The organism is Psychroflexus salinarum (assembly GCF_042677225.1).
In the GTDB taxonomy this organism is placed as follows: domain Bacteria; phylum Bacteroidota; class Bacteroidia; order Flavobacteriales; family Flavobacteriaceae; genus Psychroflexus; species Psychroflexus salinarum.
The window spans coordinates 93,605-116,006 of sequence record NZ_JBHTIV010000006.1 but is presented as its reverse complement, the minus strand read 5'-3'; the positions used below and the strand labels follow the sequence as shown (position 1 = coordinate 116,006).

The window sequence follows — 22,402 nt, the reverse complement described above, 5'->3', positions numbered from 1 at the left end:
TTTATGGATTGGTTATCGTTTTAATCTTTTCAATTAACTCATTCATTTGTTGCCGGGCATTTTCAGAGGTATGGTCTATAGCTCTCCCTCTGGCTATCAACTCATCTAAACTATTTGAAGCCCTTAGCATGCTTTCATCTACCTCTGCTCTATCAATGCCTATGAGTGATAGAGATTCAGTTTGGGCTTTTTCTACATTTTTCACCGATTTTAAATAACCCGTAAGGGTGGCGTTGGCTGCGATCGCATTATCGTAAGACGAATTGATGCTTTTGAGAATGCTCAGCTTTTCTGTTTGAATAGGTTGTAGTAACTCATTTCTTTTTTGAGCAATTTGCTGCGTAGCGTAAATTTGGAAATCTACCATATCCTGGAGAGCTTTCTCCGTATCTTTCTGGGTTGCCTCGGCTTTTGAAGCTTCTTTTAAAGAGGTAATGATCGATACATTACCGTTTTCAAAACTTTGAAATTCACTTTCCAGAACATACTGAATGATAAACGGGCTGTAAACTTCATCGATAAACCGATTAATTTTAGATTCTAAGTCGGCATAATAAATCGAAATGGTACTGACATGGGATTGTTTGAGAACCTGAAGATCATTCCCTAAAGTTTCAGAAAGCCTTATGGTTTCGTTGGGTATACTGACGCAGGAAACACAAATAAAAACGGATAAAATGATAAGTTTTTTCATTCTAGTCAATTGGATATCATAAACTTACGACAAATTATCCATTAAAAAAACTTATAGTATTCACCCTTTACACACCTCCGTGGAGAATTATAACCTACTTTTAAATGGGTGAGACTTGATAAATATCTGAAGACATTATGGGGGGAGACTTGTCATCTTTAAAATCCGATTTAACTAGATTATTTCTCTTTTATAGCTTTTAAAGTTCCATCATAGCGAATCGGAAAACGCTGAGAGCTGTTGATATTTATAAAAGCATCAAGACTTGGATACAGTTTTAATACGATTTGATAATTTTCAGTCTCATCACTGATATTAAACTTGATGTTATAAAAATTCTTATCAGCGTCTTTTTCAATCTCCAGATCTTTGGGGACGCCTTCAAATTCGATTCCTGTATTTCGACTGTAACCGCCACCCATTTGTCTTTCGCCAAAATAAGGTAAATCGGCTGAGACGGTATCGCCTTCAAATTTCAAATAGGCAGAATTTCCCTGCAAATTAATTCGTGACGCATTATCCCCTGGCGCTAATAAACCAGCATTAGCAATTTGACTCAATGCATTTGTAGTTAAAGGTCTTGCAAATTGAGCTTCTATTTTAAAAAATTGATTGTTTATAATTTGATCTAAACGCGATTTATCTTCAGCAGAAACTTCACGTGATGTACCACAAGACATCATGGTAAATATTCCAACAAAAATTATTAATGATTTGATATGTAGAGTTTTATATAACATACATAAAGTTAAGCATTAGAATTAAGCTAAATTAATAATTCCATCTTTTATTTTAGAAATTACCGCTTGAGCTGCAGATTCACCATTTAGCATAGCTGCATTTAGTGATCCGTTGGCCAGATGATCTCCCGCTAAAAAGATCTGGTCTTTCAATTGTGTTTCCGATTTTGGCAGCATATAATTTACTGTTTGCATTATTGGTAAAGCTTTTTCAATATGGTAGAATTGTTTGAAGTCCACTGTATCAATCCCCACAAAATCCTTTAAATCTTTAGCAATTCTTTCTTTAAGTTCTTCTTTTGATAGTTTGTGTTGTTTTACTATGCTTACAGACAGTATATGTTCCTTCGAATTGGGTTTTGACACATAATAGAAATTATTAACCAGAGCTTCTTCATCAGCAATTAAAGCAATCATTGGTTCTTTAAAGGCTCGCTGCTCTACGCTTATATAATAATTATCTACACTTTTCCATAAAGTATGCTGATTTTTTAAATTTGGAACTAAATGCGAAGCTTCTGTTGCAATAATGACATAATCAAAATTTTCTTTAGAATCATTCCCAAAAGTAATCTCTTGATCCTGAATGGACTTCACGGGTGTGTTGAAGTGTATTTTTGTATGCTTTAGCTGAGCCATCAATTGATTTGAAATGGCTTGAATACCCTTTTTTGGTATTGCAGCACTCCCCTTCCCTAACATCTTGTAGACAAATTCGAATTTTCTTGAGGAAGTTTTTAAGTCGTCTTCAAGGAAAATCCCTGTAAAAAAAGGTTTAAAAAAGTTTTGAATAATGTCTTCAGAAAAGTCATAGTCCTTGAGATACTGAAGTGTAGTTTTCTCTTTAGCTAAAAAAATATCGTCAAATGATTTCTTTTTTAATTGGGTGTTGAGTTTTAAAACTTTGAGTTTATCGGCTACGCTACCAATTCTTGAAGACAATGTTGGTAACAACAAACTAAATTGTCTTAAAGGATCGCCAATTTTGTCTTGATGTCCTTTATTATAAATGACAGCTCCAGAATAGAAGCTTTCAAGTTCTAGTAGATCATAATTCAAATATTTTTGAGCTGCTGGATATTGAGTCAGTAAGACTTGAAATCCATGGTCGAATGTATAGCCATCTCTGTAATCAGTTTTTACACGACCTCCAACTCTATCTGTTGCTTCAAAAAGCTGTGGCTTAAAACCAGCTTGTTCCAAATTGATGGCAGCAACCAGTCCACTTAATCCTGCTCCAACGATAGCTATGTTTTGATCTTGCATTTAAAAATATTTTTGTTGGTAAGGTCGAAAAATTAAGTCTTTTTAAACCTCAAAATATTCCTAAAAGTTTCTAAGACCCTCAATAAATTTATACTTTAGAAGAAAAATATTAACGATGAGCAAAGAAGATATGGGAGTAATAGCCAAAAGTGATCACGAATTGAAGTTATATTATCATCCAGATAATAGAATAGCTAAGCAAAGTATTGCTGTTGCTGAGGCCACAAAAGCTGAAAAGGTCTTGATAAATTTGGCTGAAGTCAAACTCACCGAAACACAATGGGGAGAAATCTCAAGGTTATTAGATAAAGACCCTTCAGATTTGATTAACACTGATCATCCCTTCGTAAAAGAAAAGCTGAGTGAACATCCAGAAATGGACGAAAATCAGGCTCTGAAAGTATTGGTGCATAATCCTGAAGTCTTAAACCATCCCATCGCCATGAGAGGAAAAAAAGTGATTCAGGTGAAAGGTATAAACGATATTATGAAGTTACAGGAATTGGATTCTAAGGACGCTAAGCTTCCATAGGGATGAAAATTTAACAAAAAAAGCGCTTTGTAAAGCGCTTTTTTTTGTTTAAAACTTTATGCTTTCAACTTGATTATAACTTCTCTTTAAAATCATTTATGATTCCGCCTTTTATAAGGATTTCTATTTGGCGATCACTCAAAGTATGTTTGGCTTTAAAGGTTTTGTTTGCCCCTTTAGATTTATGAACGACCAAATCAATGGGTTGTTTAGACTTCACTGAACTGATAACATCTTTCAATTCTATATCATCTCCTCGTTCAATCAAATCATAGTCAGATTCATTGATAAATTCCAGCGGTAGAATACCAAAATTAACTAGATTTTGCCAAGCAATTCTGGCGTAACTTTTAGCAATTACAGCTATTTGACCAAGATATTTTGGGGCTAAAGCTGCATGCTCACGACTCGATCCTTGTGCATAATTTTCACCAGCTACAACGACATGTCCACCTCTTGAAGCTTTAGCTTCCATAGCTCTTTCGTAGAAAGTAGCATCAATAACAGTAAAGGAATATTTGCTTATTTCAGGAAGATTACTTCTGAAAGGTAAAACTTCAGCTCCAGCTTTCAATATTTCATCTGTAGAAATATTGTTCCCCATTTTGAGTAAAACTGGAACTTGATAGGATTCTTTTAACTCTTGAATTTCAGGAAGAGTTTTAATATTTGGTCCTTTTTCCAATTTTACACTTTGGTTATCATCTATTGGAGCTACCAGCATATCGGTATTAATAATCTCGTAAGTTGGATATTCAAATTTCGGATATTTCATATTGAATTTTTTCTCAATATCTCTTGGGTCTGTAATTTTTCCCATCAGTGCAGATGCTGCTGCAGTTTCTGGGCTACATAAATGCACTTTATCATCTTTAGTACCACTTCTATCAGGGAAATTACGAGGCATTGTTCTTAAACTGATGGTGCCACTAGCAGGAGCTTGCCCCATACCTATACACCCCATACAACCCGACTGATGAAATCTTGCACCTGATTTGATTAAGTTACCAAAAGTTTTGTTTTCAATCATGTTTTGCATGATTTGTCTAGAAGTTGGATTAATGTCAAAACTTACTTCAGGACTTACACTCTTGTCTTTTACAATAGCACTTGCCATCCAAAAATCCCGTAAACCTGGATTAGCAGAAGACCCAATCACTACCTGACTGATATCTTTTCCTGCTACTTCAGAAACGGGAACTACATTGCCGGGGCTTGTTGGTAAAGCTATAAGTGGAACTAATTCATCCAAAATTATTTCTTCATGATAATCATATTCACAACCTTCATCGGCAAGTAATTCTGTCCAATCATCTTCTCTTTTTTGAGATTTTAGAAAACGTTTAGTTTCTTCATCACTTGGGAATACAGAAGTGGTTGCACCAAGTTCAGCTCCCATGTTTGCAATAACATGACGATCCATAGCACTTAATTCTTTTAGACCATCACCATAATATTCAATAATTTTTCCTACTCCACCTTTCACGTCATTCCGTCTAAGCATTTCTAAAATTACATCTTTCGCACTTACCCAGTCTGGAAGCTTTCCTGTGAGCTTCACTCCCATGACTTTTGGCATCTTTACAAAATAAGGTTGACCTGCAATTGCTGCAGCTACGTCTAGACCTCCAGTACCTATAGCAAGCATGCCTAGTGATCCCGCTGCGCAAGTATGAGAATCTGAACCTACCATGGTTTTACCTGGTTTTCCAAATCGCTCCATATGCAAAGGGTGACTTACTCCATTGCCCGGTCTGCTAAACCATAATCCAAAACGCTGTGCTGCTGATTTTAAAAATTGGTGATCATCTGCATTTTTATAATCGGTTTGTAGTAAGTTATGATCAACATATTGAACGGCAACTTCAGTTTTTGCTCTATCCAATCCCATAGCTTCAAGTTCTAGTTGTACCAAAGTTCCGGTTGCATCTTGAAGCAGAGCTTGGTCTATTTTTATTCCAATTTCCTCTCCAGGTTTCATATCGCCTTCAATTAAGTGAGATTCAATTAGTTTTTGAGTTACATTTTTTTTCATGGTTATATCTAAATTTGAATTTTATTAAATTACTAATTACATCACAAATCTAAATTCAATTAACAAACTTTAAACTCTTAACTTCTTTTGGTAACAATGTTCAAAATAAATTACTTTTGAAAAAAACACTTTATGAAAGTTCATAATCTGAGCCGTACCAATTCTATACTTAATCATTTTTTACATGAAATTCGAGATGAAAATATTCAAAAAGACCGAATGAGATTTCGAAGAAACATTGAGCGAATCGGTGAAGTAATGAGTTACGAAATGAGTAAGTCTTTAGAATTTGAATCTAAAACATTCAAGACACCTCTAGATAATTCAGTATTTAATGAAATAAAAAATAATCTTGTAGTTTGCTCCATACTAAGAGCTGGAGTTCCACTACATAACGGAGTCCTCAATTATTTTGATGAAGTTGATAGTGCATTTGTATCTGCTTTCAGAAAAAAATCGGAGAATCTTGATGCAGAAGAGGATTTTGAAATCATTGTTGAATATTTGTCTTCACCAAGCCTTGAAGGTAAATCACTTGTGTTGGTAGATCCAATGCTTGCTACTGGCCTTTCTATGCTCAATGTTTTGAAAGCATTAGAAAAACTTGGAACTCCTAGATCTATCCACATTATATCAGTTATTGGAGCTCAACCTGGAGTTGATTTAATTGACGATTACTTACCTGAAAATACTCATCTTTGGATTGGAGCAATAGATGATAAATTAGATGAGAAAGGTTATATTATTCCTGGACTTGGTGATGCTGGTGATTTAGCTTATGGTAAAAAATTGTGATTATTCTTAAAAAAATATTTACATTTATCTCAAAACTAACTACTTATGACTAAAATTGCTACTATTTCAGTTTTATTTGCTATTTTGATGACAGCCTGTGTTTCTAAAAAGAAATATAACCAAGTTGAAAACCAAAAAACAGCTTTACAAAAAGAAATTTCAAATCTAAAATCTGATCGAGAAGAGTGTAATGAAAATTATACCGAACTGGAAGACGAGGTGATGTCTTACAAACAAAAAATCGCACAATTACAGGGTAATTCTGAAAACAAAATAGAACTTACTCAAAACGGTCAAGTGGTTTCTGAAAATACTAAAGCCAACGTAAGAAAGGTATTTGCAAAAATTCCAGCAGACCAAAGGTCTAAAGCTAAAACACTAGAAGATTCTATTAACCTTGCTGTTGGATATAATATCAAGTCAAATCTGCTTACTCAAATGAAAGATGAAGACAGAGTAGCTGACGAAGCCATAGAAGTGAGCGTTGCTGAGCCTGTAGTGAGAATTACATTAACGGATAAAGTTCTCTTTAAAAGTGGAAGTTATTGGGTAGACAAAAAAGCTTATAATCTGTTGGCCAGGATTGCAGAGGTCATCAATTCTGAACCAAATATAGATATCCGTGTTGAAGGTCACTCAGATAATATAAAATTATCTGAAAAATCTTATATAGTTGATAACTGGGATTTAAGTATTCGTAGAGCTGCATCGGTAGTTAGAACTTTGGAAAACAAATTTGAAGTGAGTGGTGATCGATTAATTGCTTCTGGGAGGTCACATTATATGCCTGTAGCAGATAATTCGACAAGTGAAGGAAGAGCAAAAAATAGAAGAACTACTATTTTATTGCTTCCTAAGATTGATAGGTATATGGAAATCATTAACAAGTAAGCTAAATAAATACTTTCATAAATCAGAAAAGCCTGCTTAGTATCAACTAAGCAGGCTTTTTATTTGCAATAAACTTGATTAGTAACTGTAAACTTCTTCAAAAAAATTTGTCATTCTCTCCCACGATTTGGTGGCAGCTTCTTTATCGTAAGCTAAGGGTAGATCATATTTTTTAGCTAAACTATCTGCATCTTTATTGGTAAAAGAATGCTTAACGCCTTCATAAGCGATATACTCATAGTCTGCGTTAATAGCTTCTAATTGGGCTTTAAATTCTTTTTCTTGCTCATCGGTTATCATCATGTCTTCAGCACCATTTTGAATTAGAAGTTTTGCTTTCAAATCTTCGTTAGGCATAACAGGTAATTCTAGTCCACTATGGAAAACAGCAACTGCATCTAAATCTGAGCCTGAGTTAGCCATAGCTAAGGCTACGCTTCCTCCAAAACAAAAACCAATGGCTGAGATTTTGTTTGGATTTACATTTTCATTTTCTTTTAAAGTTTCTATTGCAGCCATAAATCTTTGTTTAGCAGTATCAAAATTTTTCATGACATTGCTAGAAAACTCCATGGCCTCATCTGGGTGTTTTGCTTGTTTTCCTTGCCCGTACATATCTACAGACAAAGCAACATATCCTAATTCTGCAAGTTCATCTGCTTTTTCTCTAGCAAACTCATCGTGTCCCCACCATTCATGAACTACAATAATTCCTGGACTTTTACCTTCCATTGCTTCATTATGAGCAATGTAACCTTTCATTATTGTTGAATCTGTTTCGTAGGAAATTTCTTCTCCAATAACTTTTACTTCATTTTCCTCTATGATGACATCAATTTCATCTTTTTCTGTATTATTCTTTTTTTCAGACTTGCACGCTGTTAAAGCAATTGCAAAAACAAGCAGTAACCACTTATAATTTTTCATATATGTTGTTTTAAAGTTTTATTGTTTGTTTCAGAATCTAATCGGACCCACATTTTATCTTCATTCAATTTAAAGCTTCCTTTAAACTGAAAATTACATTCATTAGGAGAAATGATGGATAAAAATATGTTCCCACTTTTCTTTTTATATAAGTGATAGGTTTCACCAACAATAGGTTCAAAACTAAATTCTGCACCATAAATCAAGTTGTTATATTCAAACTGAGCCATTAACTTTTCATACTGGTTTTTAAGCTCTTCGTATTCTGTTTTGATTTGATGATTGACTTTACTCACGTTTGAATTTTTCCAACCAGTTAAATCTGTAGGAGTTATTTTGGGAGCACTGGCATTTGTCGCATAAGGCAGCAAACCAGCTTCATATTTGTTTGTTTTTTCATTATAAACCACTTGATCTGGTTTTTTTGATTTTTCTCCCATTATAAATATCTAAATTGTTACAAAGCGAAATTAAATTCAATTACTTCAAAAATCCTCTTCGCTAAGGTTAAAATTCCTTTAAATTCTTGAGATTTTTGCTTATATAATTGGGTGTGGAGTTCTAAATTATACCTTTGCAGAGAATTTAGATAGAAATCTAATTAATTAGAAATCAATAAATTATTATTATGAGTCAAGTAAAAGAAAAGGATACAGTAAAAGTACATTATACTGGAAAATTAGCTTCAACAGGGCAAGTATTTGATAGTTCTCTAGAAAGAGAACCAATTGAATTTACTCTTGGTGAAGGTACTATTATTCCTGGATTTGAAACTGGTGTTCTCAATATGAAAGAATCTGAGAAAAAAACTATTGAAATACCAAAAGAAGAAGCTTATGGAGAAGTAAGAAAAGATCTTTTTCAACAAGTAGGAAAAGACCAACTTCCAGAAGAAATTAAACCAGAAGTAGGTATGGGTCTAGTTTCTCAAAATCCTGATGGAACAGAACGTCAATTAAGAGTAGCTGAAGTTAATGATGATCACATTGTAGTAGATGCAAATCATCCTTTGGCTGGACATGATTTAAGTTTTGAATTGGAATTAGTTGAAATCAAAAGCTAATTATTATAATTTAATACACTTTTATATTAAAAACCACTCACTGAGTGGTTTTTTTTGTAAATTAATGTTTATATCAATTAAAATTAGACAAATGAAACCCTTAGAAATTAATGAAGCTAAACAACCAGCAAAAGAAATTTTAGAAGCTACTAAAGAAAAAATGGGTGCAGTTCCTAACATGTTTAGAATGATGGCAAACAACCCATCTTTACTAATTGCCTATACTAAAGCAGACGAAACCTTCAGAAATGATTCTGGTTTTACACCTCAAGAACAAGAAATTATTTTGTTATCGATAGCTATATATAATGGATGCTCATATTGTGTGGCTGCACATAGTTTTTTAGCCATAAAAGAAGGTAATGTTGGCCGAGATGTCTTAGAAGCAATAAGAGCTCAAGAGGAATTACCGGATCAAAAGCTAAATGCACTATCAAAATTCGCAACATCCGTAGCCCAGGAAAGAGGTTACCCTACTAATGAAGCTACTAAAGCCCTTAAAGATGCCGGTTATAGAGATGAACATATTGCAGGTGTACTAACAGGTGTAGGTATGAAAACCATGAGTAATTATATCAATCATATTGCTGAAACTGAGGTTGATGATATGTTTTCAGATTACAGTTGGGAAAAATAAATAAAGAAGTTTTTTAAATATATAAAGCATTTAGTTAAATACTAAATGCTTTTTTTTAATGATTTTATTTGTATAAAATTTAAACTTGTTCACCTTAGCTTCAGTATTTTTGTGCATATGAAATTAACACTTCAACTAGCAGCAATTTATAATATCCTGTGGGGAGTTTGGGTTGTCATATTCCCAAATCATTTTTTTGAACTTGTTGGGATGGAACTTCCCTCCCAGCCTTTGATATGGCAAGGTATGGGAATGGTGATAGGAGTTTTTGGATTGGGTTATTGGTGGGCTTCAAGCGACCCCTTAAGGCATTGGCCAATCGTAGCAGTAGGCTTTCTTGGAAAAATCTTTGGTCCCCTTGGTTTTGTCTTGAATTACATAGAAGGCAAAGTTCCATTCGAATTCTTTTATACCTTAATTACAAACGATTTTATCTGGTGGGTTCCTTTTTTTCTCATTCTAAAAAAAGTTCATAAAGACTATAATTGGAAACTTACAGATTAATGAATAGTCTTTTAGATAACATACACATCGCAAGAATAGTTGTTGATTTTGGACTTGTCATTTTGATATGGATGGTGCAGCTTATAGTTTATCCGGGATTTTCATTTTATGCTGATCCTGATCTTCTTAAATGGCATAAATTTTACACCCCGAAAATTACTGTTATTGTAGCTCCATTAATGTTTTTACAAATGGGGATTGCAATATATCTCTGTATTTTTGAATTCAATCTCTTCAATTTGGTCTATTCACTTCTTGTGTTAACAACCTGGATGACCACTTTTACTTATTTTGTTCCATTACATCAAAAAATTGAAGGCAATAAGGAAATAAAAATTTCAGCAAAAAAGTTGTCCATAGGAAATTGGGTAAGAACTATTCAATGGACTGTCATTTTTATTTATGGTTTATTTCTGTTTTATTCTTAATGATATAATAAATTACTGAATTTGACGCGTTTAAAGGCAACATTACTTGACTTTCTCAGTTAAAAGTCGTATTATAGCAGGATTTCAGTTATTAACTATTATATAAAAATTATATATGAGACAGCTTAAAATTACCAAACAGGTCACTAATCGCGAATCTAAGTCCCTTGATAAATATCTACAAGATATAAGCAAGGTAGACTTAATTACTGCTGAAGAAGAGGTGGAGTTAGCTCAGCGTATCAGAGAAGGCGATCAAGTGGCTTTGGAAAAATTAACTAATGCCAATTTAAGGTTTGTCGTCTCAGTTGCAAAACAATATCAAAATCAAGGTCTAAAACTTCCAGATTTAATCAATGAAGGAAATGTAGGTCTAGTAAAAGCAGCCAAACGATTTGACGAAACCCGTGGTTTCAAATTTATATCTTATGCAGTATGGTGGATTAGACAATCTATTTTACAAGCTCTTGCAGAACAATCACGTGTGGTAAGACTTCCTCTAAATAAGATTGGAGTTATCAATAAAATAAACAAGACTTTTTCGCATCTTGAACAAGTCAATGAACGTCCACCTTCCGCAATTGAGATTGCCAAAGAATTGGATATGAGTGAGTCTCAGGTAAAAGTTGCTCTTAAGAATTCTGGACGCCATCTTTCTATGGATGCACCATTCAAAGAAGGTGAAAATGATTCAAATCTTTATGACGTTTTAAGTTCGGCAGAATCTCCTACTCCAGATGATCAATTAATGAGGGACTCATTAAGTATCGAAATCAACAGAGCCTTAGAGACTTTATCTCAACGTGAAGCTGACGTCATTCGTCTTAACTACGGAATTGGGAATCAGCCAGCAATGACTTTACAGGAAATTGGAGATACTTTTGATCTAAGTAGAGAAAGAGTAAGACAAATAAGAGAGAAAGGTATTAGAAGATTGAAGCATCAATCCAAAAATAAAATGCTTAAAAAATACCTTGGATAATATTTATTTTCCGACATTCAAAAAAGCCATCTGCTTAAGCAGATGGCTTTTTTAATATCTATGAGTTGAAGCTTTATTTTTTAGAAGGTTGAGATGGTCTTACTTCAACTTTACTTGGTAGGGTTCGTGGGTTCATTTTGAATAAATCAACTACAATTTCACCTAAATCTTCTGGCTGAATTTTCCAGGCATCGCTTTCATCTGGTTCATTACCATTAAAATGAGTCGCAACAGAGCCTGGCATAATAGTAGAAACATTTACGCCATACTCTCTTAAATCCAGCATTACGGCTTGTGTAAATCCAGTTACGCCAAATTTACTTGCATTGTAAGCAGAACCTTTCGCGAAAAAGTTGGTTCCAGCTAGACTGGATATAGTGATAAAATAACCTTTACTTTTTTTAAGAGCTTCAACACTTGCTTTTATTGTAAAGAAAACACCAGTTAAATTAGTGTCAATTGTCTCTTTCCACTGTTCCTCAGTTAAGTCTTCAATACTGTGATAATGACCGAGTCCAGCGTTAGCAATTACATAATCCAATTGTCCAAATTCCTTCAAAATTTTATCAACAGCATTTTGCTGAGATGACATTTCCCTTACGTCAGCTTCTATTCCTAAGGCTTTTGCTTCAGGATTAGAACTTCTTAGTAATTCAACGGCCTCGTCTGCAGAAGATTGAGAACGACTCGTAATAGCTACGTTTACGCCTTGTTTCATTAAAGCATCAGCTATTCCAAATCCAATTCCTTTACTACCACCAGTAATATATGCAACTTTATTTTTCATTTTGTGTAAAATTTTTAGTTCGATTTAAAGTTACAGTCTATAAATCAAGTCAATCTTTATTTTAAATAGTTTTAACGCAAGCATTACTACATTTAAAATTACTTTTGAATTAAATTCGAGTTCATGGCCAAATCACAAAAGAAAAAGACTAAAAATAAATTTATTAAAACTATAATCATTGGAGTTTCATTTATAGTGTTACTCTTTATTTTATTTTTTGGAAGTATTTACTTTGGTTTTTGGGGTAAAGTCCAAAGTAAAAAAGATCTCGCAAATATTCAGCAATCTGAAGCTTCAGAAATTTTAGATACCAATGGAGAACTAATTGATAAACTTTATAAATACAATCGTCAATCAATTTCATATTCTGAAATTCCTAAACATCTCATTCAGGCATTAGTAGCAACTGAAGATGCCAGGTTTTATGAACACGATGGTGTAGATAATTACAGCTTACTTCGAGTATTTTTCAAAACGATTTTGTCTGGTGATAAATCTTCTGGGGGAGGTAGTACGATAACCCAACAGCTATCAAAGAATATTTTCGGAAGGAAATCCTATGGTATTTTCAGTATGCCAGTTAATAAACTTAAGGAGAGTATTATAGCTAAACGAATAGAAGAAATCTACTCCAAAAAAGAAATTTTAGAATTATATCTCAACACTGTTCCATTCAGTGGTAATACATATGGTATTGAAAGTGCTTCTCAATTATTCTTCAGTAAAACAACATCTCTGTTGAATATTGAGGAAGCAGCAACCTTAGTGGGAACTCTTAAAGCTAATCATTCTTACAACCCTAGATTATTTCCAGAAAGGAGTCAACTAAGAAGAGATGTTGTCATCTCACAAATGCAAAAATACGATTACCTTACTTCTGCTGAAGCTAATGAAGCCATGGCAGAACCTATTCAACTTGATATTTCGGATAATAATACATTCCAAAGACAATATTTTATCGATCTGGTAAGATCAGAAGTAGAAAAAGTACTGAAAACAATAAAAAAACCTGATGGTACTTTTTATAGCTTGGAAGAAGACGGATTACAAATACATACCACACTTGATCTTAAACAACAAGAATTACTAGAAAAATCGCTTAGAGATCAGGTAGAATACTTACAACCACTTTTTGAAGCTGAATATTCAAGTAGTCCACCTTGGAAAAATCTAGAATTACTTCAAAAACTTGCAGAAAAGACAGAACAGTTTCAGAAGTGGAAATCTCAAAAGTTATCCTCAAATCAAATTCAGGATAGTTTGAGAAAGATTAGACCAATTGAAATTATTAAAAATAGAAAAACTACTGTTTTACAGCTATCTATACTGGATAGTTTGAGCCATAGCTTGAAGCAAATAAATGCTGCAAGTTTGAGTGTTGATCCTAACACAGGAAGTATTTTGGCATACGTAGGAGGAGTCGATTACCGACATTCGAAGTTTGATATTATCAAAAATGCTAAGCGACAAGTTGGCTCAACTTTTAAGCCTGTTGTCTATGCTGCCGGACTCAAAAGTGGTTTGAGACCCTGTGATTATATTTCTGCGAAAGAAATAATCTATACCAATGCTGAAAATTGGAATCCGAAAAATTCATCTAGTGATGATGACCCTTATCTCAATTATTCATTAAAATATGCGCTTACAAACTCTGTTAATACTGTAAGTGTAAAAGTCTTGGAGGAAGCCGGTATTTTAAATACTATTAGATTAGGAGAAAGTATGGGGATAACATCAGAATTAGTAGAACAACCTTCATTGGCCCTTGGCGTTGCAGAATTGAATATGAAAGAACTTGCTAAAGTTTATTCTAGTATTTCTAATCGAGGAAAAGTACCAGAGCTTTATTTTCTATCAAAAATAACTTCAAAAAACGGTGAAGTCCTTGCTGAAATTAAAACTGAATCTCATCAAAAATCTAGTTTGAACTCTGAACAAAATAGACTGCTGTTAGCCATGTTAGAAAATGTTGTTAATGAAGGAACTGCAAAAAGGCTAAGGTCGACTTATGGATTGAATCAGAATATTGCTGGTAAAACAGGAACTACACAAAGTAACAGAGATGGTTGGTTTGCAGCGGTTACACCTAAAATGGTAAATATTTCGTGGGTTGGCTTCAATAATCAAAACATAAGTTTTAAATCAACACGACTAGGTCAAGGCGCTAATACTGCATTACCAATATTTGGCCAACTATATAAAGAGATGGCAGATGATTACGAATTTGATCCTATAACTAAAGCAAAATTTCCCAGGCTTACATCAGAACAACAAAAAGCTTTAGATTGTGAAGGAATAAAGCGAGATGGATTTTTCAAACGCCTTTTTTCTAAAGATGAAATTGAAAAAGAATTTGAAAAAAAGGAAGATGAAAAAAAGAAAAAGAAAAGTTTTCTTAATCGACTGTTTGGAAAAAAAGAAAATTGAGGTTACTCCCACTCTACTAATTGTATGTTTTGTTTCAGAAAATCACTTTCTTCATTAGAAATATACATTCTCCCTTTTGAGTCAAAAGATAAACCTTCAGGCTGCTGAAAATTTTTTGGGTTAAGCTTGTACATATTTTTAAATGAACCATTAGGGTTTAAAATTAATAGCCGGGGAACTTTAGAATCTAAGATATATATTTCTTTTGTGTCTGGATGGATTGTAAGCTCAGACGGGTTTAAATGTTTATTCGTAAAAAAAGGTTCTCTTTCTTGGAAAATTGAATCATTAACTTTCATTCTGAAATAAGGTTCTTTTTCAACTTTATAAGTCTTGGAGTTAATTTCATAAATTATAAAATCATCACTTTTATCCGATAGATTTTGCCTTTTAGGAATTGTCAAAAAAATATTTTCCTCCTTTAGGAAATCCAAGCTTTCTATATCATTTTTATTATTGAAACCTGTTTTGTAAATTTCAATTTTACGACTATCAGATTCAAAATTGTTAATTTTGAACAACTTGCCATTACTTTCTATTACGTAGGCAATTGAGTCAATAATTCTAATAGACTCATAGTCTCCTCTAGGACCAAATAGAATTTCTTTTACAACATCTTTCTTTTCTAAATCATAAATAAACAAGATTCCTTCTTCATCCTGAATACAGGCTATTTTTGAATCATTTATATGACTTATACCTGAAATCTCTCTTAAAGCATAAGGAAGTTCAAAAGTCTTTATAACTTTAATTTTGTCAGAATAATCTTGATTATCTGATTTTAAAAAATAGCTGATTGTTCCCACAATAATTAAAATTCCTGCAATTATGTAAATAGCCAGTAAGTTTTGTTTCATAGTCCTATTTGATGAGCTTTTTGAAAGCTTAAAGATGATAGATAATGTGTAAATTTGCAAAAAAAAATTCCATGGGTAAAACTGAAATCGCCAAATACTTTTATAATCTGTTGATATCTAATGATTATGTTGGTGAAACAGCGGCCATCTATCTGAATGTACTGATAAACTCTGTCATTCTTTTCATATTGGGGTATATAGCATTTAAAATACTTAGATATATTGCTGAAAGCCTTCTACATAATCTATCAAAAAAAACAAAAACTCAATTTGATGATTTTCTCGTCAAAAACAAAGTTTTTGTTTATATCTCTAATCTTATCGTACTATTTGTTTTATATGAATTTATTCCTGTAGTCCTTATTGATTTTCCTGAATCTGAAATTTATCTGGAAAAAGTATTCGAAGTCGTTATCATTTTTGTTGTTATCTGGATTCTCAAATCCATCTTTATGACTTTTAAAGATTACCTGAGAACTTTTAATTCTTTTAAAGACAAACCTATAGAAAGTTATATCCAAGTTTTCATGATAGTTATTTGGATAGTTGGTATTATCATAGTTTTTTCAATTATTACTGGAAAACCACTTATTAAATTCTTAACTGCACTTGGTGCTTTTTCTGCAGTTTTACTTCTCATTTTTAAGGACACTATTTTAGGGTTTGTAGCGAGTATTCAAGTTACAGTAAACGATACAGTAAGACTTGGCGACTGGATCACTATGGAAAAATATGGCGCAGATGGTGATGTGTATGAAATTAATTTGGCTTCCGTAAAAGTGAGAAATTTTGATAACACCATTACAACCATTCCAACCTACTATTTAATTTCAGATTCTTTCAAGAATTGGCGAGGAATGAGTATTTCTGGTGGAAGACGTATTAAACGTTCTATATTAATTAAAGCCAATAGTATCAAATTTCTTTCTGAAAGTGATATCGAAGAATTCAAAAAGATAAAACTTATTTCAAAATATATTCAGAATAAGCAACAGGAAGTCAATGAGTATAATTTAAAGCATGAAGTTGATAAATCTGTTCAAATTAATGGAAGAAATCAAACAAATTTTGGAGCTTTCAGAGTGTATGTAGATCATTATTTAGATCAACACCCAGATATAAATAAAGACATGATGATGATGACTAGACAACTCGCTCCTACTGCTGAAGGTATACCTCTGGAGCTTTACGCTTTTTCAAAGGACAAAGTTTGGGCAAATTACGAACGCGTTATGGCTGGGATATTCGATCATCTATTAGCTGCTATTCCGTACTTTGAATTGGAGTGTTTTGAATATCCATCAGGTAAAGACCTTAAATCGCTTTCTTCAACTTTTGAATCTCCGAAAGATACATGAGAGATTTTATCAATTTCATAAAAGGAAATTTTAAAAAATTAAGTTTTGGTTGGACGCTTACCTTTTTGTCTAGTTTTGGCCAGACCTATTTAATTTCTCTATATGTTACAGAAATCTCTTCTGAATTTGCTATAACCGAAGGAACATTTGGAGCCATTTATGCTATTTGTACTGTTTCAGCTTCTTTCATAATGCTTACCGTTGGTCATACTGTAGATCATATTTCTGTAAAAAAAGTAACTGCTTTTACAATTGCTTGTTTAGCAATTTCCTCGATATTATTAGGAATTTCTTATCATATCGCTTTAGTTTTTATAAGTCTCGTTGGTTTGCGCCTTACTGGACAAGGCATGTTGAGTCATATAAGTATGACTATTCTTTCAAAATTTTATGATAAAAACCGAGGTAAAGCTTTAAGTTTTTCTACACTTGGTTTCTCTTCAGGAGAAATTGTCTTACCATTAATTCTAACCTTTTTTATAACTTGGTTTGATTGGAGATGGACTTTAATTGTATCTGGTATCTTATTGTTTTTCTACTTGATAAGGCTTTATTTTACAGATTTAGATCATTTCAATAAGCAACTTAGCGTAGGAAGACCATCATCTTTAAGCTTGGTTAAAGATTTTGGTAGTATTATAAACGACAGACGATTTTTAATTCTGATGCCAACTAGTTTTGCAATTAGTTTTACTGCAACTGCAGTGATTTTTTATCAGTATGTATTTGTTGCACAAAAAGGCTGGTCTCCACAACTTTATGCTGCATTTTTTACAGGTTATGCAATTACACGTTTGATTTTTTCACTTGCTGGAGGACTTTGGGTAGATAAGTTTACAGCTAAAAAAATGTTTAGATTTTACCTTATCCCTATCAGTTTTGGACTTTTAGCCTTTGCTCTCATCGACAGTATTTTTGGGGCACTCACATTTCTCTTGATGATGGGAATTACCGTTGGGATGTCTGGAACCATAAAATCTTCCATTTTAGCAGAAGTCTATGGCATTGAAAAATTAGGTGCCATACGAAGTTTATTTACAATGTTTATGGTTGTAAGTACAGCGCTTGGTCCCTTAATTGTTGGCTGGATGATTGATGGAGGCTTAAGCATAGAAACCATCATGTTAAGTTTATTTGTATTTCTAGTGCTATGTGCATTAAACGCTCAACGCATAAAAGGCGTTGAAACTATTACTAAGGCATAACAATTTAACAAATACTTAATTGATTTGTTTGATTAAAAACGTGGTATAATGGAGCTTTACCCTTATTTTTGTAAGCTATTATGAGTAAGAAAAAGAAAAATCCTAATCGAAAATCTCACTTGAGATTACTTCACCAGTATTATACTTACACTGGATTTTACAGTTTTTTGGGTAGAAGTTTAATTAAGGCTGCACCACCAATCTTAATCTTTATTGCTGTATTACTTGGTATACATTTCTTTGTTATCGATGTGAATACAATGCTTATTTACGTAACCGAGAATTTTCCTCCAGTTGCAGTTTTTGCTATTTTTTTCGCTTCAGAATCTATTTTAGGACTTATTCCTCCAGAAATTTTTATTGCCTGGTGTGGTAAATCTGTCTCGCCTTGGGGATTTCTATCCATCTTAGCTATTTTGTCTTATATGGGCGGAATTATTTCTTATTTTGTAGGTAGAGGAATTGCTAGTATACCTTCCGTTTTTGTGTATTTGGAAGTGAAAATGGCTAAACATATCAAAAACATGAGAAAATGGGGTGGAATCTTAATAATTGCTGGAGCATTGCTCCCACTTCCTTTTGCGATTGCTAGTATGTCTGCAGGAATAATTAAATTTCCTTTTGGAAGTTATTTACTTTACGGGTTATTAAGACTTGCTAGATTCGCTATTTACGGAGCGCTTATATTCGGGGCTTTATAATAGGTTTAGTTTTGATCACATTTTAATCTTGCTGTTCTTATTTTTTTTTAGTTTTTAAACCTAAATAAAATGCATAAAACAAGGTTTAAAAATTAAGGGCTATCTTTTAAAAAGATAGCCCTTAATAAAATGGATTATTCCATAAAATGTTCATTTATTTTGACACGTAGTTTTCTTACGTAATCTTCATATAACCAGTCTCTATAATTTTTGGTATTGTTGATAATACAATTGGAATATCTCTTTATTCTGTCTTTGATATCATCTTTTAATTCTCTAGCCAGAATTCTTGCGTCAAATACATCCTCAGAATTTTCAGCGCACATTCTTGCATGTTGAGCTATCGATTCTTCTAAAACTAATTTAGATTTTTCTCCATTATTAACAGTTTCGTTATATCTTCTCCTTATATCAAAGTCAACATCTTCTGATTCTTTAAACATTTCTCTAACTTCTTCAGGCATTTCATACTTGAAGTTAAGTTCAATTTCTTCGTCAGAGACCATATTATCTAAGAAGTAATCTGGGTTTTCAAAGATAAGTTGCCAATCTACTGAGGCATCCCAGGGGCCAAATCGAGCAATGTTATTTCCTAAATCAATAACATTAAAGGTGTCTTTATTAGGAAGTTTTCGAGACCCTCTGCCAATCATTTGAAAATATAAAGTCAAAGACTTTGTAGCTCTGTTAAGGATAATATTTTCTACTGTAGGCTCATCAAACCCTGTAGTAAGAATACTTACAGAAGTAAGAATGGCATCTGGCTTCTCTCTAAACCATTTAAGAATATCCCTACGTTCTTTTTTGTTATGAGTATTATCAAGGTGTTTAATTTCATAACCAGCATCTTTAAATGTCTGATAGACATACCATGACGTATTGATACCGTTATTAAAAATTAGAGTTTTTTTCCCTTTACATTTTTCTTCATAAGCCTGAATAAGCTTTTCTTGCATATCCAGATTGGTATACAAGTCTTCAGAAGATTTAACAGTATAATCACCTGTAATTCCCACTTGAAGCGTTCCTAAGCCAACATCATAACTAAACATTTTGGCCTCAGCTAAAAAGCCCTTTTCAATAAGTGAAGAAATTGAATTCCCTACGATGAGTTCTTCATAATTTCTATGCATTGGAAGCTTAATATTTGAACTTAGCGGTGTAGCCGTTACGCCTAGTATGAAAGCCTTTTCTAAATATTTGAAAAGCTTTGTAAATGAGTTGTAGTGCGCTTCATCAATAATGGCTAAGCCAACATTTTTCATGTTTAGCTTTTCTTCGTTGAGCCTGTTATTTAAGGTTTCAACCATCGCGACAAAACACATATATTCATTATCATCTGAAAGTTCCTTAACTTTAGAATTGATAATTTTATTTTGAACTCCGAAACCTTCGAGCATATCGGAAGTTTGCTTGCAAAGTTCAATTCTATGGGTAAGTACAATTACTTTTTTACCTGTTTTTTCAATATATCTCCTTACGATTTCAGAAAATACAACTGTTTTACCACCTCCCGTAGGGAGTTGGTATAATAAATTAAAATTATCTGGAGAATTCTCAATTTTATCAAAAATCTTTATTAAGTCCCTTTCTTGATAATCGTAGAGGCTCTTTTCTGCAGTGTTTTCAGGCATAAACTTCCTTGAGTTGAAATGTGAATTACTAATTTAAGATTTGCAAAAATACGCAGATTAAAGGGTTTATTGAAATTATTTAGCAAATTATAAGTCAAAATCTAAGCATCGTAAAAAACCTACTGCATGAGAATTAATGCTTATTTTTGAAAATAGTATAAACAACTACCTATATATATAAACTAAAAATTATTTTTGCATAACATCTAAAAAATCAAAACCCTTGGAAAATAAAAAAGCACTTAAACTTATAGATTCTATTGTCAAAACCCTAGAGTCCAATCAAATTGTTACAGACGATGTGGTGGAAATGGTTAAAGAATTAAGACCATATGCCGTAGAAGAAAGTCTACCTGTTGTAGCTAAAACACTAAGATTGGTGTCTGAGCATGTGGAGGAAAATGAAGTGTTTGCAATACCTATTCCTCAGGACGAGCCTCTTGTTGATGAAGAAACAGGTGAAGAAATCGAACCTGAAAATTCGGAAATCATAACAGGATCTGAGAGTCTCTTATATTTAATCAATTTGATTAAAAAGTCTGATAATCCAGTAAATAAGGCTGAAATAAGAGAATATAATCGCAAAATGGAAGCATTTGCAGAATAAAAAATAAGAATGGGAAGAGCATTTGAGTTTAGAAAAGCCAGGAAAATGAAACGTTGGTCTGCCATGGCCAAAACTTTTACCAGACTAGGTAAAGATATTGTAATGGCAGTTAAAGAAGGAGGTCCAGATCCAGAAACTAATGCAAAGCTTAGAGCAGTTATACAAAATGCTAAGGCTGCCAATATGCCAAAAGACAACGTCGAAAGAGCTATTAAAAGAGCTTCCGATAAAAGTCTTGGCGATTACAAAACGGTTTTATACGAAGGTTACGCTCCTCATGGTATTGCCATATTAGTGGAAACAGCTACTGACAATACAAACCGAACTGTTGCTAATATCAGGTCATATTTCAATAAATGTGATGGTAATCTTGGTACATCTGGTTCTGTTGAATTTATGTTTGATCATACTTGTAATTTTAGAATTGCTTCTGAAGGGATTGATGTTGAAGAACTGGAGCTGGAGATGATAGATTTTGGAGCAGAAGAAGTCTTTGAAGATGAAGATGGAATTATGATTTATGCTCCATTCCAAAATTTTGGAGATATTCAAAAATTTCTAGAAGAAAGAAATATTGAAATAGCATCTTCAGGATTTGATAGAATCCCACAAGTAACTAAAACTCTTCCTGATGAACAGAAAGAGGATGTTGAAAAGCTTTTAGAAAAAATTGAAGAAGATGACGATGTTCAAAATGTATATCATACTATGAACGAATAAACTAAAAAAGGCTAGAGAATTAACTTTAGCCTTTTTATTTTTTTTTGCAAGAAGAAATTTCTTACATATTTTCAAAAATTGATTTCATTAATCTTGTTTTATCATTTAGACTTTCTTCCATTGAAATCATAGTCTCAGTTCTACTTACACCATCAATATCATCAATTAGAAAAATGATATTTTTAGCATGTTCAGTATTTTTTGCTCTTATTTTACAGAATAGATTGAATTTGCCAGTAGTTACGTGTGCTACGGTTATATTGGGTATTTCTTCAATTCTGTTGAGAACAAATTGAGTTTGAGAAGTTTTTTCAAGAAATATCCCAACGTAGGCTATAAATGTATAACCTAATTTTTTATAATTCAAGGTTAAAGATGATCCAATTATAATCCCACTCTCTTCCATCTTTTTGACCCGTACGTGGACAGTACCCGCAGAAATATCCAGTTTTTTTGCAATATCTGTAAATGGTGTTCTCGTATTATCGATAAGCATATTGAGAATTTGGTGATCTGTCTCGTCAAGTTTCAGTTTTCCTTTCATGTATTAAATCTTATTATTTTAAATATTTGGCAAAAATAATTAAAAATAATCATTAAAAAAGAAAGGTT

The 22,402-nt window shown here is 32.8% G+C and carries 24 protein-coding genes; 14 read left to right on the top strand and 10 right to left on the bottom strand.

Going from position 1 to position 22,402, the window contains the following annotated elements:
- Position 1: 1 nt before the first annotated feature.
- The 3 genes from ACFQ0R_RS06370 to ACFQ0R_RS06360 all read right to left on the bottom strand — a co-directional run bounded on the left by ACFQ0R_RS06370 (position 2) and on the right by ACFQ0R_RS06360 (position 2,700).
- Positions 2 to 694, bottom strand: a complete 693-nt coding sequence (locus ACFQ0R_RS06370) for a hypothetical protein (RefSeq protein WP_379657555.1) — start codon at positions 692 to 694, stop codon at positions 2 to 4.
- A gap of 179 nt (positions 695 to 873) precedes the next feature.
- The gene (locus ACFQ0R_RS06365) at positions 874 to 1,434 is read right to left on the bottom strand and encodes a DUF4251 domain-containing protein (protein WP_379657554.1); all 561 of its coding nucleotides are present in this window, start codon (positions 1,432 to 1,434) and stop codon (positions 874 to 876) included.
- Between the two features lie 21 nt (positions 1,435 to 1,455).
- The gene (locus ACFQ0R_RS06360; RefSeq protein WP_379657553.1) at positions 1,456 to 2,700 is read right to left on the bottom strand and encodes an NAD(P)/FAD-dependent oxidoreductase; all 1,245 of its coding nucleotides are present in this window, start codon (positions 2,698 to 2,700) and stop codon (positions 1,456 to 1,458) included.
- Between the two features lie 115 nt (positions 2,701 to 2,815).
- Between ACFQ0R_RS06360 and ACFQ0R_RS06355 the strand changes: the two genes are divergently transcribed.
- Positions 2,816 to 3,232, top strand: coding sequence for an arsenate reductase family protein (locus ACFQ0R_RS06355; protein WP_379657552.1), 417 nt, complete (start codon positions 2,816 to 2,818; stop codon positions 3,230 to 3,232).
- A 73-nt stretch (positions 3,233 to 3,305) separates the two neighbouring features.
- On the opposite strand, the gene ACFQ0R_RS06350 is transcribed toward ACFQ0R_RS06355, so the two are convergent.
- Positions 3,306 to 5,267: an aconitate hydratase gene (locus ACFQ0R_RS06350; protein ID WP_379657551.1), complete on the bottom strand. Its 1,962-nt coding sequence runs from the start codon at positions 5,265 to 5,267 to the stop codon at positions 3,306 to 3,308.
- A 132-nt stretch (positions 5,268 to 5,399) separates the two neighbouring features.
- On the opposite strand from ACFQ0R_RS06350, the gene upp reads away from it, so the two are divergent.
- Complete coding sequence (gene upp, locus ACFQ0R_RS06345; RefSeq protein WP_379657550.1) at positions 5,400 to 6,062, top strand: uracil phosphoribosyltransferase; 663 nt, start codon at positions 5,400 to 5,402, stop codon at positions 6,060 to 6,062.
- Positions 6,063 to 6,107: 45 nt separating this feature from the next.
- On the top strand, positions 6,108 to 6,953 hold the full coding sequence (locus ACFQ0R_RS06340; protein WP_379657549.1) for an OmpA/MotB family protein: 846 nt from the start codon (positions 6,108 to 6,110) through the stop codon (positions 6,951 to 6,953).
- A gap of 78 nt (positions 6,954 to 7,031) precedes the next feature.
- Here ACFQ0R_RS06340 and ACFQ0R_RS06335 read toward each other — a convergent pair whose 3' ends face one another.
- Both ACFQ0R_RS06335 and ACFQ0R_RS06330 read right to left on the bottom strand, forming a co-directional pair.
- Positions 7,032 to 7,880: a dienelactone hydrolase family protein gene (locus ACFQ0R_RS06335; RefSeq protein ID WP_379657548.1), complete on the bottom strand. Its 849-nt coding sequence runs from the start codon at positions 7,878 to 7,880 to the stop codon at positions 7,032 to 7,034.
- Positions 7,877 to 8,320, bottom strand: coding sequence for a DUF2452 domain-containing protein (locus tag ACFQ0R_RS06330; RefSeq protein WP_379657547.1), 444 nt, complete (start codon positions 8,318 to 8,320; stop codon positions 7,877 to 7,879). Before ACFQ0R_RS06330 ends, ACFQ0R_RS06335 begins: the two co-directional genes overlap by 4 nt.
- A gap of 188 nt (positions 8,321 to 8,508) precedes the next feature.
- Here ACFQ0R_RS06330 and ACFQ0R_RS06325 point away from each other — a divergent pair, with 188 nt between their 5' ends.
- The 5 genes from ACFQ0R_RS06325 (at position 8,509) to ACFQ0R_RS06305 (ending at position 11,494) form a co-directional block, all read left to right on the top strand.
- Entirely contained in the window at positions 8,509 to 8,943 is a 435-nt protein-coding gene (locus ACFQ0R_RS06325; RefSeq protein WP_379657546.1) for an FKBP-type peptidyl-prolyl cis-trans isomerase, read from the top strand.
- Between the two features lie 91 nt (positions 8,944 to 9,034).
- Positions 9,035 to 9,580, top strand: coding sequence for a carboxymuconolactone decarboxylase family protein (locus ACFQ0R_RS06320; protein ID WP_379657545.1), 546 nt, complete (start codon positions 9,035 to 9,037; stop codon positions 9,578 to 9,580).
- Between the two features lie 117 nt (positions 9,581 to 9,697).
- Positions 9,698 to 10,084, top strand: coding sequence for an alkyl hydroperoxide reductase (locus tag ACFQ0R_RS06315; protein WP_379657544.1), 387 nt, complete (start codon positions 9,698 to 9,700; stop codon positions 10,082 to 10,084).
- Positions 10,084 to 10,512: a hypothetical protein gene (locus tag ACFQ0R_RS06310; protein WP_379657543.1), complete on the top strand. Its 429-nt coding sequence runs from the start codon at positions 10,084 to 10,086 to the stop codon at positions 10,510 to 10,512. The genes ACFQ0R_RS06315 and ACFQ0R_RS06310 overlap by 1 nt, the downstream gene beginning before the upstream one ends.
- Before the next feature lie 115 nt (positions 10,513 to 10,627).
- Positions 10,628 to 11,494 carry a sigma-70 family RNA polymerase sigma factor gene (locus ACFQ0R_RS06305; protein ID WP_224462361.1) on the top strand — a complete coding sequence of 289 codons (867 nt, stop codon included), beginning with the start codon at positions 10,628 to 10,630 and terminating at the stop codon, positions 11,492 to 11,494.
- 73 nt (positions 11,495 to 11,567) lie between these two features.
- Here the strand turns inward: ACFQ0R_RS06305 and ACFQ0R_RS06300 are convergent, their stop codons facing one another.
- Entirely contained in the window at positions 11,568 to 12,281 is a 714-nt protein-coding gene (locus tag ACFQ0R_RS06300) for an SDR family oxidoreductase (protein ID WP_379657542.1), read from the bottom strand.
- A 123-nt stretch (positions 12,282 to 12,404) separates the two neighbouring features.
- Here ACFQ0R_RS06300 and ACFQ0R_RS06295 point away from each other — a divergent pair, with 123 nt between their 5' ends.
- Entirely contained in the window at positions 12,405 to 14,708 is a 2,304-nt protein-coding gene (locus tag ACFQ0R_RS06295) for a transglycosylase domain-containing protein (protein ID WP_379657541.1), read from the top strand.
- Positions 14,709 to 14,710: 2 nt separating this feature from the next.
- On the opposite strand, the gene ACFQ0R_RS06290 is transcribed toward ACFQ0R_RS06295, so the two are convergent.
- The gene (locus ACFQ0R_RS06290; protein ID WP_379657540.1) at positions 14,711 to 15,565 is read right to left on the bottom strand and encodes an SdiA-regulated domain-containing protein; all 855 of its coding nucleotides are present in this window, start codon (positions 15,563 to 15,565) and stop codon (positions 14,711 to 14,713) included.
- A gap of 71 nt (positions 15,566 to 15,636) precedes the next feature.
- Here ACFQ0R_RS06290 and ACFQ0R_RS06285 point away from each other — a divergent pair, with 71 nt between their 5' ends.
- From ACFQ0R_RS06285 to ACFQ0R_RS06275, 3 genes are all read left to right on the top strand, one after another.
- Complete coding sequence (locus tag ACFQ0R_RS06285) at positions 15,637 to 16,923, top strand: mechanosensitive ion channel family protein (protein WP_379657539.1); 1,287 nt, start codon at positions 15,637 to 15,639, stop codon at positions 16,921 to 16,923.
- Complete coding sequence (locus ACFQ0R_RS06280; protein WP_379657538.1) at positions 16,920 to 18,128, top strand: MFS transporter; 1,209 nt, start codon at positions 16,920 to 16,922, stop codon at positions 18,126 to 18,128. Before ACFQ0R_RS06285 ends, ACFQ0R_RS06280 begins: the two co-directional genes overlap by 4 nt.
- An 80-nt stretch (positions 18,129 to 18,208) precedes the next feature.
- A complete protein-coding gene (locus ACFQ0R_RS06275) occupies positions 18,209 to 18,829 on the top strand; it encodes a YqaA family protein (protein WP_379657537.1) in 621 nt (206 codons plus the stop codon).
- A 134-nt stretch (positions 18,830 to 18,963) separates the two neighbouring features.
- Here ACFQ0R_RS06275 and ACFQ0R_RS06270 read toward each other — a convergent pair whose 3' ends face one another.
- Complete coding sequence (locus ACFQ0R_RS06270) at positions 18,964 to 20,463, bottom strand: DEAD/DEAH box helicase (protein WP_379657536.1); 1,500 nt, start codon at positions 20,461 to 20,463, stop codon at positions 18,964 to 18,966.
- Positions 20,464 to 20,686: 223 nt separating this feature from the next.
- Here ACFQ0R_RS06270 and ACFQ0R_RS06265 point away from each other — a divergent pair, with 223 nt between their 5' ends.
- Both ACFQ0R_RS06265 and ACFQ0R_RS06260 read left to right on the top strand, forming a co-directional pair.
- Positions 20,687 to 21,070, top strand: coding sequence for a hypothetical protein (locus tag ACFQ0R_RS06265; protein ID WP_379657535.1), 384 nt, complete (start codon positions 20,687 to 20,689; stop codon positions 21,068 to 21,070).
- A 9-nt stretch (positions 21,071 to 21,079) separates the two neighbouring features.
- The gene (locus tag ACFQ0R_RS06260) at positions 21,080 to 21,790 is read left to right on the top strand and encodes a YebC/PmpR family DNA-binding transcriptional regulator (RefSeq protein ID WP_379657534.1); all 711 of its coding nucleotides are present in this window, start codon (positions 21,080 to 21,082) and stop codon (positions 21,788 to 21,790) included.
- Between the two features lie 61 nt (positions 21,791 to 21,851).
- Here the strand turns inward: ACFQ0R_RS06260 and ACFQ0R_RS06255 are convergent, their stop codons facing one another.
- Positions 21,852 to 22,334, bottom strand: coding sequence for an Lrp/AsnC family transcriptional regulator (locus ACFQ0R_RS06255; protein WP_093368261.1), 483 nt, complete (start codon positions 22,332 to 22,334; stop codon positions 21,852 to 21,854).
- Between the last annotated feature and the right edge of the window lie 68 nt (positions 22,335 to 22,402).

Bases quoted from the DNA above. Each gene is read 5' to 3' on its own strand.
- ACFQ0R_RS06370 (WP_379657555.1), bottom strand. From the start codon at position 694: ATGAAAAAACTTATCATTTTATCCGTTTTTATTTGTGTTTCCTGCGTC.
- ACFQ0R_RS06365 (WP_379657554.1), bottom strand. From the start codon at position 1,434: ATGTTATATAAAACTCTACATATCAAATCATTAATAATTTTTGTTGGA.
- ACFQ0R_RS06360 (WP_379657553.1), bottom strand. From the start codon at position 2,700: ATGCAAGATCAAAACATAGCTATCGTTGGAGCAGGATTAAGTGGACTG.
- ACFQ0R_RS06355 (WP_379657552.1), top strand. From the start codon at position 2,816: ATGAGCAAAGAAGATATGGGAGTAATAGCCAAAAGTGATCACGAATTG.
- ACFQ0R_RS06350 (WP_379657551.1), bottom strand. From the start codon at position 5,267: ATGAAAAAAAATGTAACTCAAAAACTAATTGAATCTCACTTAATTGAA.
- upp (WP_379657550.1), top strand. From the start codon at position 5,400: ATGAAAGTTCATAATCTGAGCCGTACCAATTCTATACTTAATCATTTT.
- ACFQ0R_RS06340 (WP_379657549.1), top strand. From the start codon at position 6,108: ATGACTAAAATTGCTACTATTTCAGTTTTATTTGCTATTTTGATGACA.
- ACFQ0R_RS06335 (WP_379657548.1), bottom strand. From the start codon at position 7,880: ATGAAAAATTATAAGTGGTTACTGCTTGTTTTTGCAATTGCTTTAACA.
- ACFQ0R_RS06330 (WP_379657547.1), bottom strand. From the start codon at position 8,320: ATGGGAGAAAAATCAAAAAAACCAGATCAAGTGGTTTATAATGAAAAA.
- ACFQ0R_RS06325 (WP_379657546.1), top strand. From the start codon at position 8,509: ATGAGTCAAGTAAAAGAAAAGGATACAGTAAAAGTACATTATACTGGA.
- ACFQ0R_RS06320 (WP_379657545.1), top strand. From the start codon at position 9,035: ATGAAACCCTTAGAAATTAATGAAGCTAAACAACCAGCAAAAGAAATT.
- ACFQ0R_RS06315 (WP_379657544.1), top strand. From the start codon at position 9,698: ATGAAATTAACACTTCAACTAGCAGCAATTTATAATATCCTGTGGGGA.
- ACFQ0R_RS06310 (WP_379657543.1), top strand. From the start codon at position 10,084: ATGAATAGTCTTTTAGATAACATACACATCGCAAGAATAGTTGTTGAT.
- ACFQ0R_RS06305 (WP_224462361.1), top strand. From the start codon at position 10,628: ATGAGACAGCTTAAAATTACCAAACAGGTCACTAATCGCGAATCTAAG.
- ACFQ0R_RS06300 (WP_379657542.1), bottom strand. From the start codon at position 12,281: ATGAAAAATAAAGTTGCATATATTACTGGTGGTAGTAAAGGAATTGGA.
- ACFQ0R_RS06295 (WP_379657541.1), top strand. From the start codon at position 12,405: ATGGCCAAATCACAAAAGAAAAAGACTAAAAATAAATTTATTAAAACT.
- ACFQ0R_RS06290 (WP_379657540.1), bottom strand. From the start codon at position 15,565: ATGAAACAAAACTTACTGGCTATTTACATAATTGCAGGAATTTTAATT.
- ACFQ0R_RS06285 (WP_379657539.1), top strand. From the start codon at position 15,637: ATGGGTAAAACTGAAATCGCCAAATACTTTTATAATCTGTTGATATCT.
- ACFQ0R_RS06280 (WP_379657538.1), top strand. From the start codon at position 16,920: ATGAGAGATTTTATCAATTTCATAAAAGGAAATTTTAAAAAATTAAGT.
- ACFQ0R_RS06275 (WP_379657537.1), top strand. From the start codon at position 18,209: ATGAGTAAGAAAAAGAAAAATCCTAATCGAAAATCTCACTTGAGATTA.
- ACFQ0R_RS06270 (WP_379657536.1), bottom strand. From the start codon at position 20,463: ATGCCTGAAAACACTGCAGAAAAGAGCCTCTACGATTATCAAGAAAGG.
- ACFQ0R_RS06260 (WP_379657534.1), top strand. From the start codon at position 21,080: ATGGGAAGAGCATTTGAGTTTAGAAAAGCCAGGAAAATGAAACGTTGG.
- ACFQ0R_RS06255 (WP_093368261.1), bottom strand. From the start codon at position 22,334: ATGAAAGGAAAACTGAAACTTGACGAGACAGATCACCAAATTCTCAAT.